Source organism: Bradyrhizobium acaciae, assembly GCF_020889785.1.
GTDB classification, from domain to species: Bacteria; Pseudomonadota; Alphaproteobacteria; order Rhizobiales; family Xanthobacteraceae; genus Bradyrhizobium; species Bradyrhizobium acaciae.
In genome coordinates this window covers 16,184-28,869 of sequence record NZ_JACMYK010000009.1, presented here as the reverse complement: position 1 = coordinate 28,869, position 12,686 = coordinate 16,184, and the positions used below count along the sequence as shown (strand labels likewise).

Sequence of the window (12,686 nt, the reverse complement as noted above, 5' to 3'; positions counted from 1 at the left end):
CCGTCACGCAAGCCAACCTGTCCAGTTGCTCCCTCGTGGGATCGATGCTCCCCGACGAACCGACAGCGGGAGCGGTCCTGAAGCGAAAATTCGTCCGCGGTCAAATGTCATGGCGGCCACGTCCGAAGACCCGCTCCCGCGCAGAGGTGGCGGCAAAGACAAAGCGGAGCCTCATGGCTTGAAATCATCATGCCGGAAGGAAGCCCTGAACGCAGCTTGCAGCGTGTCTGCCGACAACGGAGCAATCCAGGGCAGCCGTCCTAACCACCGCACCCGGCCGATCTCGCAAATTGCTCTCACAGCCCCCGAATTCTTTTCACCAACGAAGGCAATTCCGAGAATATCGAGCTGGCGCCTTCGGAGCGCCTCTATGGACAGCAGTGCACAATTAACCATCCCCAAACTTGTGCCCGCGCAGAGCACGACGGGAAGTCGCCATCTCTCCAGCACGTCAATGTAAAGCGAGCCGCAATTCAGCGGATCCATCAGCCCGCCGGCTCCTTCGATCACAAGCGGATACGCTCCGGGATCCGGCACGTCCAGCGAATCGATGTTGATGCGTACTTCGTCAATCTCTGATGAACAGTCGGGCGAAACGATCGCTGGCAATCGATAGCGCTCAGGCACGATGCGGTCCAATGGAAGACTCGCAAGCCGAGCGACGCGCTCGCTGTCGATTTCTCCTTCGACGCCGGCTTGAACTGGTTTCCAGAACTTCGCGCCGAGAAGACTAACAAGTCCAGCGCAGAACACCGTCTTTCCGACTCCGGCACCTGTACCGCTCACCACTATTCTCTGCAGGCTCATCGACCTTGCACTCACGTCATCTCCAGCGGTGCGCGCAGCTCAACCTCCACCATATTCAGTCTCGGTTCGTTAGGAGGATCGCCTGACCTTCTAAAAGATCGAAAGCCTGCATTCGGCGTGCGACCCAGCCTTTAAGGTTGAGCAAAGCGGCCGAGCGCCCTTGCGGCTATTTCTTCCTCCAGGCCAGGGAGCGGGCGCACAATCATGAAAGATGCATCTCGTGTTCGCTCCCAAAGGCCCTGGCCTAGAAAGACCTGCTCCGCATGACTAGATTGACCATGCGCCTTGAGCGTGCATGCGATGGCTCTTCCCTGAGTTGCGTGCCATTCGTTGTGACAGGTCAAGATTGTTTCCGGCGCACAAATTCTGTCCGCCTCGTACGAAAGCAGCCCCCCTTTGTCAGAGTGTGTCCTGATAGATGCAAAACTGTACGCTTCGAACGACGGCCGACGGCTGCTGGCCGGGGTTCACCTGATTGGTATCAACAATGGCGACCGTCTTGTCGGAAACGGGCGTCGACGCACACCAGGCGGCCACGAGTGATCTGCCTGCTCCGGCCCTGCACGCGGCTATCGATCGAAGCCCCGAGCAGGATCGCATAGGCATCAAGAAGCAGCTCGCCCACTTCCGCCGCGACCATTTTTTGAGCTTCCCCCATCGCCGCGCAGGATCGGCTCCCTCTGGGGTCCATCCCTATGCCACCCGCCTCCACCCGAATGAATTTAGCGGTGACGCGCTATCCAGCGCAGACCCATTGTCGAGGCGGATTTTAGTTCCTCCACCGGTCTGAAACTCCTCAACCATTTGACTTATTTGAGACAAAAGCGGCGACGTTGGCCGGCCGCTCATCGTTCGCCTCCTGGTGAGCGCGGACTCGCGTAGAGCTCTATCGGTTCCCGACGGCCACGCGGGCTCCCAGGCCACCGTTTGCGCTTTCAGGTCGACAAATATGATTCTCCCGATCAACCAGCACAACACGCGGCTTGAATTCGTTAGCCTCCTTCTCGTCAAAAGAGGCATATGCAACGATGATCACCTTGTCGCCAGGCATTGCGAGCCGTGCAGCCGCTCCATTCAAGCCTATTGTTCCCGATCCCATAGGGGCCTCAATCACATAGGTGGCGAACCGCGCTCCAGTTTCGATATTGTAGATTTCGACGCGTTCGTTGATGAGGAATCCCGCCGCATCCAGCAACGCGCGATCTATCGAAATCGAGCCTTCATAGTGCAGATCGGACTGGGTGACCGACGCGCGATGGATTTTTCCCTTCATCAAAGTAACCTGCATGGATTGCCTATCCTGAAGTCTGTGCGGAGTGCACTGCTGCCTGGTTTTAACAGGATTGCCGACCTGCCCCCGTTTCCAGCCCGGCATTGCGTGCTGGCCGGCTTACGGGATTAGGCTGGTTGAAAGCAAGTCGCCGCGGAGATCGAAGTCGTGCTGTTCAAAAAGGATGGTGCTGCACTTCAATCGATCATGTATTCCGTCCGCGAGCCACACCATACCTCTCGAGCACCACGGTCCGTGCTGTCGTGCAACTGACATTCAGATCGTTGACGTGCGGCCAACTTACACACCTTGATCAACCAGAAATTCTGCGAGCTCCGCTGCAAGGCCATCGACACAAGCGGCCAAATACGTGTTCTGCTGTCAATGCCCTTCCGGCGTTGCGTTGAGCTTGATCCCGGGATAAGAACGCCGCCAGGTTAGGTCGTCACGTTTGCGGTCGCCATGATCCGTCACATCGTCTTCTTCACAGCCAGGGACAAGGCCGATATCGACCAAATCGTAGAAGGTCTATCGGTTCTCACGTCAATCCCATATGCACGTCGGCTTGAGATTGCGCGCAACCGCAAGAGCGATCAGCTTGGCAATGATATCGACATCGTGGTGTACGGCGAGTTTGACAGCGAGGCGGATCTTGCTGCGTACAAAACGCACGGTTTGTATCAAGAAGCGATCCGGTGCGTACGGCCATTTCGGGAGATGCGCTTTGCCGCAGACTACGAGCTATCAACAGACGTGTATTTCGCCGGAACTGCCGGGCTAGGGCAGCTCGCTCGGCCCGTGAGACGAGCCCGCCATGAGTAGCTCGATGATCGGCCTCAAGGTTTTGTACGCATCGAACGAAAAATGCCCTCGTTCGGAATGGCATCACCATCGGCGCGGGCCTCACAGTCTGTCCCTCTTCGGCAATCCATAGCCTATGCACGTCCGCGAGCTGCATTGGGTTGAACCTGTCAAGGCGCTGCGATGCCTTGCGCAGCGGCCGCAGCTTACTTTTCTCGATAGCGCGGCTGGGCCCGAGCTGCTTGGACGTTACTCATATTTGGCTTGCGAACCGTTCGGTACCTATTTGGTCGCCGAAGGACAGGCAAGCTGGCATGGGGAGATCCTTCCAGGCGATCCATGGGCGGTGCTGCGCAACCTTCTCGTCAGATGCCGGGAAGCACATCGGCCCGATCTCCCGCCGTTCCAGGGGGGCGCCGCCGGCTTCTTCGCGTACGATCTGAACCGAACCCTGGAGCGGCTGCCAGGGCCATCAATTCCCTGTCTCCGATTGCCTCAAGCAATTCTACATTTTTATGACGTGGTGGTCAGCTTCGATCACCGCGACCGCAGATGCTGGATCGTCTCGACAGGATGGCCGGAGCAGGACCCTGCTCGACGAACCGACCGTGCGCGTCGCCGGGCCGATGAGTTTACGGCGCTGCTTGCCAGACCAAGGTCGCCGCCGATCATAATTCCTGCTAGGGCGGGCGCGTGGGAGTCGAACTTTAGCCGTGAAGGCTACATAGCAGCGATCCGACACGTTATCGAACTGATTCTGGCTGGGGACATATTCCAGGTGAACATCGCGCAATGCTTCAACGCGAGGGTGTCGCCGCTGTTCGATCCGATCACATTCTATTGCCAGCTCCGGTCATCAAACCCAGCTCCTTTTGCTGCCCTCTTGCGCTACGATAAGCTCACGATTGCATCGAGCTCTCCTGAGCGATTTCTGAAACTTGACGGGCGACAGGTCGAAACGCGTCCTATCAAGGGAACTATTGCGCGTTCCGCGGATCACGCGAAAGATCGCCGCCGGGCCGAAATCCTGCTTGCGTCCGAAAAGGACCGCGCCGAGAACATCATGATCGTCGATCTGCTGCGCAACGATCTGTCACGCGTTTGCACAGACGATTCGGTTGACGTTTCAACACTGTGCGACCTCGAATCCTATGCCTCAGTGCACCACCTCGTCTCGGTCCTCACGGGCGCACTTGCAGCAGGGCAAGATGCTGTCAGTCTGCTTCGCGCCTGCTTTCCTGGCGGATCCGTGACCGGTGCTCCAAAGGTGCGAGCCATGGAAATCATTGCGGACATCGAGAAAGTGGCCCGAGAGGTCTATTGCGGCTCAATCGGCTTCATCGGATTCAACGGACGCATGGACACCAACGTTGCCATCCGCACAGTGATGATCAATGACGACCAGGCCTGGTTTCATGCAGGGGGTGGAATAACGGCAATGTCGAACCCTGAAGCCGAATACGAGGAAACGCTTGCGAAGGCGCAGAGTCTCTTCGGCGCTTTTGGCGTCGATCCGGCCGGTGCATTTTGATTTTCATCATCGATAATTACGATTCCTTCGTGTTCAATATTGCGCGCTATTTTCGCAAACTTGGCGCGGAGACGAAAGTCGTCCGGAACGACAGGATCAACGTCACCGATCTCGTTCAACTTCAGCCACGTGGAATCGTCATATCTCCCGGCCCCTGCACACCAATCGAGGCCGGCATTTCCACTGCGGTTGTCCGCGAACTTTCGGGGCGCGTCCCCATGCTTGGCATCTGTCTTGGGCACCAGTGCGTTGGAAGCGTGTTCGGCGGATGCGTGGTCCGCGCACGCCATCCCATGCACGGTCGGGGTTCCCATGTAACGCACGAAGGGGGCGGATTGTTCAAGGGACTCAAGTCACCCCTTTACGTGGGGCGCTACCATTCTCTGGTCGTCGAACTTAATCCAGCAGACGCGCCGGACCTCATGGTGACAGCTCGTTCAGATGAAGGTGAGATCATGGCCTTGGCACATCGGCATCAACCAACCTACGGGGTACAATTTCACCCGGAGTCCGTACTTACTAAGGACGGTAATTTGCTACTTTTGAATTTCTTGCGATTGGCGGAGAGTTTTCGAGCGTGAACCAGAGCTCCTTTATTAACAGCTCCAGAAATCGGCTCGCCGAAGACAAGACGAGCTGCTGCATTTGATGGACGAGCTCGATGCACGTCGTGAAAGACAGTTGTGGTCTGTTGAAGATGGAGCGAAAAAGCGCGAAAGAGCTCAATTTGTACGCCGCGTACTCAACTTTTTCTTTTAGCGCAGCCACAAATGCACTACTTGAGACCACCAATGCAAAGCCTCTTCGCATCACCTCCTTCGATGAACAGGCGGATTACCCTCTGGCGTAATCGCAAAAATATTTACTCGAGATCCGCCAAGAGATTGGCGGTGCCTTGCGGTAGTCTTGCTACCGCTGCCCTTAAGGGCGTTTCCTCCCTTGACTTGGCCGCCGGTCCTCCAGGATCGGCGGCTCTCTTAGGGTTAGGTCAACGTCCTTCTGATTGAGAAATCATAGATCATCTCCACTCGGCCTACGCGGCACCGGACTGGCGGAACGTGTGGGATGGGAATTGAGAACATTCATGCAGCACAGAGGCGTGCAATTCAGCATCCTGGAAGCATCGCCAGGCCAATGGCGCTACAATTTCAAGATCGATGGCAGAACGATCAGTGGCAAGACCCAAACGAGATTGCAGCTTCTCGCGGTCCGTCGGGTCAAGGATCGCATTAATCGAGAACTGAATCGCAGCGCGGAAAGCCAGAGTTGACGTCGCGTGTATGGCTCTCCCGGCTGCGCCCGCTCGACCTTGTCGTTCAAGCGTCAGCTACGCGTAATCGCCTGGCTACGGCCCCTCAGGCAAATCAATCCAGATATCCGAAGGACCATTCAGGAGCATATCCTGATCTGCAACGTAGATACTATCGAAGACCCTGATGCCATGAGCCATTGCTGCACCGACGATTATGAAGGGGAGCTTGACCTGTTCCAGATTTTCGAAGCTCTCGGCGTCAACGATTCGGATAAAATCGAGTTTGAATTTTCGGAATGCTATCAGCGATGTAGCTGACGTGATCAGATTCTTGACACACGAGGTTCCCTGGGTGACCTGTTTTCTCGCATGATCGAGTGCCATGAAAAGACACGACAGCTCGTCAAGCTCGGAGCGGCTAAACCGCCTCAATCGCGACGAGATCGGCACTCCGTTCCGGTATCTCACCGTCGGCACAAATCGTATCTCACAATCGAGAAGGAGGTCAGTGACGGCGCGCTTCACCAGGATCGCCTGACCAATATCTTTGAGTCCGAAGTAGCTGCGGGTTGGTCGCGCATAGCAAATCCAGCGGATCGCACCGGTCACGGCTTCCTTCAAGCGCTCCTGGGGCCCGTCCAGACGCAAATCATAGTCCTCTTGTGATATGAGCGTTCGATAGCCTGCCGGAAACATCTCGGCATCATTAGACGAAACCACGGCAGTTGCGCCCGCTCGTAGTGCAAGCCCGATATCATCGTCCAAATTGAAATCATAGCTAACACCCGGCTCAAACTGGCTCTTGTTCGGGTATACCGTGACAATTGCTACGTCATTTTCGCTTGCAGCCCTTCTGATCAGTTCTGCATGACCGCGGTGCAGGGCGCCCAATGTGTGCACCGTGCCGATCGTCTGCCCTGTTCTCGCGACTTCGCGAAGAAAGGTTCTGCCAGCCGAAAGGGACGCCAGATGCATCTGTTTTACTCCAGTTCTTCTGAATGAAACAAAGCTTCTCCGATCGCCTAGTCACGGAAGATACGTTCTGCGTGCTGCACCGACGGATCGCGCGCTGCGCCGGGACGAAAGTTTCACGTCGGCCGCATGGGCATTCTGCCCAACCTGGCCAAGCTAATAACGTTGTCTCTTCCCCCCGTTCATCGCTCGTTTTCCCAAGGCGTCAAGTTGACCCTTCTCGACTGCGTTTCATCAACGATGAAAATCCGGCGAGATACTCTGTTGGCTCGCCCGGCGGATCATGCTTCAGAGCGGCTTTCAGTCCTGGACATCGGTCTGCAAAGAACGGTGGCTCGAATGTGGTTATCTTGGCACCCGAAAAATCGACCTTTACGAAGCTGGCCTGGAACGGCGAGATCCCACTCAGGTTCGCGTCGCGCAAGGACGATTGGTTCGCGCGGATGTATGCGACGCGCGTTGCCTCCAGGTTGCTCTCGGTCATTCCCGCCGCGAGATATGCTTGAACCAGATTGGATCCCTGGAAGTTTGCGCGATCCAATGCCATGGATTGCGGGGGATCACCGGTAAGCATCGACCTATAGAGGTAAGCCTGTGACAAATCTGCATTCTCGAGATCGCAGTCACGCATAAACGCACAGCGGCCACGAAAACCCGTGAACTTGGCGGCGCGCATCGTGCTTTCTGTTATCGAAATGCCTTCGCCTGATGCCCGGGACAGGTCCGCTCCATCGAGCTGACAGGAACGAATTGACGCACCGTTCAATACGGCGCCGATGAGGTTCGCCTCGGACAGGTTTACGGACAGGAGCCGCGCCTCCGTGAAATCTGCCTGTTCAAGCTCCGCTTTTGAAAGGTTTGACAGGTGCAGATCAGCGAACGGTGCGCTCAGGGCCCTCGCCTTAATCCGCCCGCTCACCTTTGAGAGTCTCAGATACGGAAGATGAGCGCCTTCCAGGATAAGGCCATCGACCGAGGTGGGGCGCATGATCGATAGACAATCTCCCTTCGACTGGAAGAACGAGCAAGCCGCCAGATATGCCTTCGTGATCGTGACCTGGCTCAATTTGGCAAAGCGGAAGGAAACCGAAGAAAGGAAGCACTCATTAAGAGTTGAACCTTGCAATTCCGCCCCATCGAATACAGCGTGACTCGCGTCGCACTGATAGACGAGAAGTCCACTGAGCATCGCGTTGTCAAAACGCGTCCTCTTCATACTGCAACCGTGGAACAGACCACCGGTCGCATCAACTACATTGCGCAGACTGGCATCGTCGAAGTTGCACACCTGTGCCGCAATCGCGTGCATATACGCAAAGTCCAGCTTGGCCCCACGGAAGCTTGCTCTCTCTAGCCCGGGACAGATCAGGTTCGCTCCAGAAAGGTCTGCCCGATCCAGCTTTGCTCCGTAGAGTTGCGCGCGATTGAGGGTGCAGCGCCGCAACGGAAAATCGGATAGGTCGAGACCGCTGAGGTCCTCTGAGGATAGCTGCAATCCAATCCCGGTCCTCCTGATCACCTCTTCAGTTCGCTTCCCGACGGCCGCCACCGCACGTAGCCGATCAGCAGCTCGGCTCCAGTATCGAACGAACTCTCCATCCGATGAAAAATTGTCTGTTGTCCCGCTCCGGTCTTCTGATTCTTGATTCGCGCTGCACACGCAGTTAGCGCCGATCGTTTGCGACATGTCGACGATTCCGTCTTGCCCGGATTAAGAGTGGGCTTTTTTAGCACTTGTTACTCGGCAAACGCCGATACGCCATACGATTCGTGCCATCGCCGACTGCCAAATCAAAGCCTCGACGTGCCGATGACGTAGCAAGTTCGCGGCGGGCCTTCCCATCCGTCGGCCGTGTGCTCGTCGACTGAATGCATCATGGCCGTCCATCACCGCCTTGTTGGCGATTGTTGCTCACCGGGGGCCACCGAGGTCGCCAACACAAGCTCGTTTGACTTTTCTGATAGGCTCAAACACCCGATTCGTCTCTCCCGGTCGAAGTCCATCCGTCAACCGAATGCGAGAAGCTCTCAATCTTGCTTCCCAGAATGAAGCCACGGCTTGCGGCCGAAAGCGATCGCTTATATAGCGCCGTACTCGGCAGTACCTGAGCAATGACCGTGCCAGCCGATCAGCTGTAATAAGGGGCTGAATAAATGCGATGAAATCGAGATCGCCGGATCGCCCCCAGCTGTTTTGAACCTGACAAAAGCCGACGCTTGTCGGGGATCGCACCAGGTTCGCGAGGAGATCGCAAAAAACCAGGTTCCGAGCTTGCTCGCGAGACGCGCGATGGCCGAGAAGGTTCCGGCAGTCAAGGAATTCGGCACGTTCCAGGCGTATAGTTAGCGAAACAGTGTACGAGGTCGAGTGGTCCGCCCCGCGCGCCGGCCGACCCATCGCGAACCACACTGGCGGTGCGATGAACGAGCGCGCAATCGTGACCGAACCGGCGCGCAAAATGGTAGTGCCTCCCGATTGAAGATCCGCTATTGATGACCCAGAAAGTCGAATTCGGCAGCATTCACGCGATGCCTCTTTCGAGCATCATTGACGGACGACTTATCTCAGGATCGCGCACAAGACGGGGCATGGCGGCGATAAGGCTCCTGGTATATTCAGATTGTGGATTGAGGAATATCTCTTCAGTAGCGCCACAGTCGACAATTCTCCCCTGGCGCATCACGATGATGCGATCGCTGATATGACGAACAACGCCGAGATCATGGGAGATGAAGAGATAACTCATGCCGAGGTGGCGCTTTAGATCGTCGAGCAGGTCCAGGACTTGGGCCTGGATCGAGACGTCGAGCGCCGAAACCGGCTCATCGCAGACGATCACGGCAGGATTAGGCGCGATCGCGCGCGCGATTGCGACGCGCTGGCGCTGACCGCCCGAGAGCTCGAGCGGTCGTCGACCAAGCAAGGCGCTCGACAGCCCGACCAGATCGAGCAGCTCGATAACGCGCTCCTGACGCTTGCGCGATGTCTCCACGTCCATCGATAGGCTATCGGATAAAATGCGACCGACGGTCCAGCGTGGATCAAACGAGCTAAGAGGATCCTGATATATAATCGATATCGACCGCCGGCGAGCCCGCCGTTCACGTTCGGCAAGCGTGGTCCAGGCCCGGCCTTCAAACTGGACGGCTCCCCCGTCCGGTCCCTCGAGCGCGAGAACCATCCGCGCCATCGTGGACTTTCCTGACCCGGACTCACCCACGATGCCCAAAGTCTCGCCGGATCGCAATTCAAAGGAGACGCCGTCGACAGCCGCCCGTAAAGTGCCATCCGGACCCTTGAAGCGCTTCACCAGGTTTGTCGCTTCGAGCACGATGGGGCGAGATGTCTGTGGCGATTGCACGGCCGGCTCCGTTTGCTCGCCGATGGCCGATGATGAGAGACGTGAGCCACGCGGCCGGCCTGACGGCACGGCGTCCAGCAGCTGACGAGTATAGGAGTGTCGTGGATCTCCGAATATCTGAGCGGCGGTACCACGTTCGACGACCTCGCCTTGACGCATGACAAGGACCTCATCCGCCACGCGGGAGACCACTGCCAGATCGTGACTGACCAGGATCAGAGCTTTACCTCGGGTTTTGGTTTCCTCGAGCAGTGCCAGCACCTGAGCTTGCGCTGTCACGTCGAGAGCGGTGGTCGGCTCGTCGGCGATGAGCAGGTGTGGATCGAGCGCGAGTGCTGCGGCGATGAGTGCCCGTTGGCGTTGACCACCGGACAATTGCTGCGGCAGTTGCTTGGCCTTGATTTCGGGTTCAGGGATGCCGACGAGCTTGAGGAGAGCAATCACGCGCTGTGCGAGCTCCTGGCGTGATGATACGGCACCATGCAGGCGCAGTCCCTCGCCAATCTCTTTGCCGACCCGGCGAAGCGGGTCCAGCGAGACGAGTGCATCCTGTAGTACGAAGCCAATCCCGTTGCCGCGAATGCGCCGCCAACCACGATCGTGAAGGCCGATCAGGTCCGTTCCATCGAAGCTCAGTTGGCGTGCATGGACCCTGGCGTGGCGACCGGCGAGGCCTATGAGAGCCCGCGCGGTCACGCTCTTGCCTGAGCCGGACTCACCGACGATCGCAAGGCACCGCCCCGGGCGTAAGGAGAAGGAGACATTGCGCACGACCGCTTTCGCGGAGATGTCGCGTCCGAAGGAAACATGCAGCGAATCGACCGTGAGGAGATCTGCCTGCTGCGAGACAGGCTTGGGAGGAGCCTGCAGCATTCAAATTTTTCCTTCCAGACGGTCCTGCAGGTGGCCTCCGACAATGGTGAGGCTGAGCGCAAAAATCGTCACGGCCAGTCCGGGTATGATCTCCAGCCACCACGCATAGATCACATAGTTGCGGCCGGCATTGAGCAGCGCACCCCATTCAGGGGCCGGGGGAGCAACGCCAAGACCTAGAAAGGCCAGGCCGGACGCCCAGATAATCGCCTGACCGACCCCGATCGTCACCATAGCCGTCAGCGGGCTCATCGCGTTCGGAAGAATATGCCTCCAGACGATACGTGGAAACGGATGTCCGAGGGCCTTGGCTGCCTCCACGTACCCGGTCCCCTTGATAGATAGCATCTGGCCCCTGATCATGCGCGCATAGCCGGGCGCCGTGCCGATTCCGACGGCTATGACCTCAGTCAGCACCGACGGCCCAAAGACGGTCACGAACACCAGGGCGAGCAAGAGCGTGGGAATTGCGAAGAGCACGTCGAAAATCCGGGTGAGAATGCTGTCGAGCAGGCCACCGGAAAGCGCGGCGGCGACGCCGAGAATGAGTGCAACGGACATGCTCAGCGCAGTCGCACCAAGTCCGATGGCAAGCGATTGGCCAGCCCCCTCCAGCACGCGGGAGTAGAGATCCCGGCCCAATTGATCTGTACCCAACCAATGGACGATCGAAGGCGACTGCAATGACGAGCTTAAATCAATAGCGAGCGGGTCGTGCGTCTGCAGCACCTTTGGCGCGATGGCCGCGAGGACGAAGAAGCCAATGGTGGCAAGCGAGGCAGCAACCCGGAAGGGAACATAGCAGATGAATTCCAGGAGTTCTCCGAGCGGCCGAGACACCGTGACTTCTACGGACCTGCTCATGTCAGCTTCATCCTCGGATCGAGTATCCGGTAAGCCAGATCAACAATCACACTGACAAGGACGAATAGGCCGGCAGAGATCAAAACAGCTCCCGAGACAATCGGAACGTCCCGCGAGGACGTCGCGGCAACGAGAACTCCACCTAGGCCTTGACGGGCGAAAACGACCTCTATCAAGATCGCCCCCGAAAGAAGCTTGCCAAGAGCCCAACCTGACAACGTAATGCCGGGCAATGCGGCATGACGCAGGACATGGTGAAGTCTGACGCCGAAATCACTCATGCCTCGAGCTCGCGCGGACGTAACAAAGGGCTGCTCGAGCACGCGCGTGAACTCGTTCAGAACGACTTGTCCGAAAAAGCCCGACAGTTCGAGCGCCAGCGCAAGGGTTGGGAGAACCAGTCCCATCGGCGAACTTTCCCCGACAACGGGAAAAATCCGCAAGTTCACCGCAAAGATGACGAGCAGAATTGTAGCTAACCAGTAAGGCGGTACGGTTGCCAGGAAGATTTGCGCGCCGCTGAGCAGCTTCGACCATATGTTGTCTCTGCCGGCGATCAACAGGGTGGTCAAGATGGCAATAGCCCATGCCATCAGCAGCGCGGCGATCGCCAGAACGATAGTTGGACCAATCTGCTCCGCGATGATCCCCGCGACTGCTCGATGCTGCTGGTATGATTCACCAAGATCGCCGTGCAGGATGCGCCATACGTACTTGGCATATTGAACGACGAGCGGTTGATCAAAGCCGTATTGCGCATTGATGGCTGCGAGCTCTGCCGGAGCCGCCGGCCCGACATTACCACTCCGTACATTGATGATGATCTGCGCGCGATCGCCGGGCAGCAAACACTGAATCAGGAACGCAAATGTTGCTGCAGCCCAGACGACAGCCACGCCGGAGAGTATGCGGCGCGCGAACCAAACAAGCGGATTGTGGGCTACGCGCTTCACG

At 57.5% G+C, this 12,686-nt stretch carries 11 protein-coding genes; 3 read left to right on the top strand and 8 right to left on the bottom strand.

The features are described from left to right. Positions 1-171: 171 nt before the first annotated feature. The 3 genes from bioD to panD all read right to left on the bottom strand — a co-directional run bounded on the left by bioD (position 172) and on the right by panD (position 2,095). Positions 172-807, bottom strand: coding sequence for an ATP-dependent dethiobiotin synthetase BioD (gene bioD, locus H8A92_RS06680; RefSeq protein ID WP_229195039.1), 636 nt, complete (start codon positions 805-807; stop codon positions 172-174). Positions 808-1,288: 481 nt separating this feature from the next. Further along, positions 1,289-1,447, bottom strand: coding sequence for a hypothetical protein (locus H8A92_RS06675; protein WP_229195038.1), 159 nt, complete (start codon positions 1,445-1,447; stop codon positions 1,289-1,291). A gap of 246 nt (positions 1,448-1,693) precedes the next feature. Beyond that, positions 1,694-2,095 (bottom strand): aspartate 1-decarboxylase, encoded by a 402-nt coding sequence (gene panD, locus H8A92_RS06670; protein WP_229195037.1) that lies wholly within the window; start codon positions 2,093-2,095, stop codon positions 1,694-1,696. A gap of 444 nt (positions 2,096-2,539) precedes the next feature. Between panD and H8A92_RS06665 the strand changes: the two genes are divergently transcribed. The 3 genes from H8A92_RS06665 to H8A92_RS06655 all read left to right on the top strand — a co-directional run bounded on the left by H8A92_RS06665 (position 2,540) and on the right by H8A92_RS06655 (position 4,990). Beyond that, a complete protein-coding gene (locus tag H8A92_RS06665; RefSeq protein ID WP_229195036.1) occupies positions 2,540-2,899 on the top strand; it encodes a Dabb family protein in 360 nt (119 codons plus the stop codon). Positions 2,900-3,014: 115 nt separating this feature from the next. Then, positions 3,015-4,409 carry an aminodeoxychorismate synthase component I gene (gene pabB / locus H8A92_RS06660; protein ID WP_229195035.1) on the top strand — a complete coding sequence of 465 codons (1,395 nt, stop codon included), beginning with the start codon at positions 3,015-3,017 and terminating at the stop codon, positions 4,407-4,409. After that, the gene (locus tag H8A92_RS06655) at positions 4,406-4,990 is read left to right on the top strand and encodes an anthranilate synthase component II (protein ID WP_229195034.1); all 585 of its coding nucleotides are present in this window, start codon (positions 4,406-4,408) and stop codon (positions 4,988-4,990) included. Before pabB ends, H8A92_RS06655 begins: the two co-directional genes overlap by 4 nt. A 764-nt stretch (positions 4,991-5,754) precedes the next feature. Here the strand turns inward: H8A92_RS06655 and H8A92_RS06650 are convergent. From H8A92_RS06650 to H8A92_RS06630, 5 genes are all read right to left on the bottom strand, one after another. Continuing rightward, on the bottom strand, positions 5,755-6,636 hold the full coding sequence (locus tag H8A92_RS06650; protein ID WP_229195033.1) for a pantoate--beta-alanine ligase: 882 nt from the start codon (positions 6,634-6,636) through the stop codon (positions 5,755-5,757). Between the two features lie 202 nt (positions 6,637-6,838). Continuing rightward, a complete protein-coding gene (locus tag H8A92_RS06645; protein ID WP_229195032.1) occupies positions 6,839-8,320 on the bottom strand; it encodes a pentapeptide repeat-containing protein in 1,482 nt (493 codons plus the stop codon). 835 nt (positions 8,321-9,155) lie between these two features. After that, positions 9,156-10,868: a dipeptide ABC transporter ATP-binding protein gene (locus H8A92_RS06640; RefSeq protein ID WP_229195031.1), complete on the bottom strand. Its 1,713-nt coding sequence runs from the start codon at positions 10,866-10,868 to the stop codon at positions 9,156-9,158. After that, positions 10,869-11,732, bottom strand: coding sequence for an ABC transporter permease (locus H8A92_RS06635; protein WP_229195030.1), 864 nt, complete (start codon positions 11,730-11,732; stop codon positions 10,869-10,871). Continuing rightward, complete coding sequence (locus tag H8A92_RS06630; RefSeq protein ID WP_229195029.1) at positions 11,729-12,685, bottom strand: ABC transporter permease; 957 nt, start codon at positions 12,683-12,685, stop codon at positions 11,729-11,731. Before H8A92_RS06630 ends, H8A92_RS06635 begins: the two co-directional genes overlap by 4 nt. Between the last annotated feature and the right edge of the window lies 1 nt (position 12,686).

What these genes read in the sequence shown, in the direction of transcription:
- bioD (WP_229195039.1), bottom strand. Translation starts at nt 807, where the DNA reads ATGAGCCTGCAGAGAATAGTGGTGAGCGGTACAGGTGCCGGAGTCGGA.
- H8A92_RS06675 (WP_229195038.1), bottom strand. Translation starts at nt 1,447, where the DNA reads ATGGTCGCGGCGGAAGTGGGCGAGCTGCTTCTTGATGCCTATGCGATC.
- panD (WP_229195037.1), bottom strand. Translation starts at nt 2,095, where the DNA reads ATGCAGGTTACTTTGATGAAGGGAAAAATCCATCGCGCGTCGGTCACC.
- H8A92_RS06665 (WP_229195036.1), top strand. Translation starts at nt 2,540, where the DNA reads ATGATCCGTCACATCGTCTTCTTCACAGCCAGGGACAAGGCCGATATC.
- pabB (WP_229195035.1), top strand. Translation starts at nt 3,015, where the DNA reads ATGCACGTCCGCGAGCTGCATTGGGTTGAACCTGTCAAGGCGCTGCGA.
- H8A92_RS06650 (WP_229195033.1), bottom strand. Translation starts at nt 6,636, where the DNA reads ATGCATCTGGCGTCCCTTTCGGCTGGCAGAACCTTTCTTCGCGAAGTC.
- H8A92_RS06645 (WP_229195032.1), bottom strand. Translation starts at nt 8,320, where the DNA reads ATGTCGCAAACGATCGGCGCTAACTGCGTGTGCAGCGCGAATCAAGAA.
- H8A92_RS06640 (WP_229195031.1), bottom strand. Translation starts at nt 10,868, where the DNA reads ATGCTGCAGGCTCCTCCCAAGCCTGTCTCGCAGCAGGCAGATCTCCTC.
- H8A92_RS06635 (WP_229195030.1), bottom strand. Translation starts at nt 11,732, where the DNA reads ATGAGCAGGTCCGTAGAAGTCACGGTGTCTCGGCCGCTCGGAGAACTC.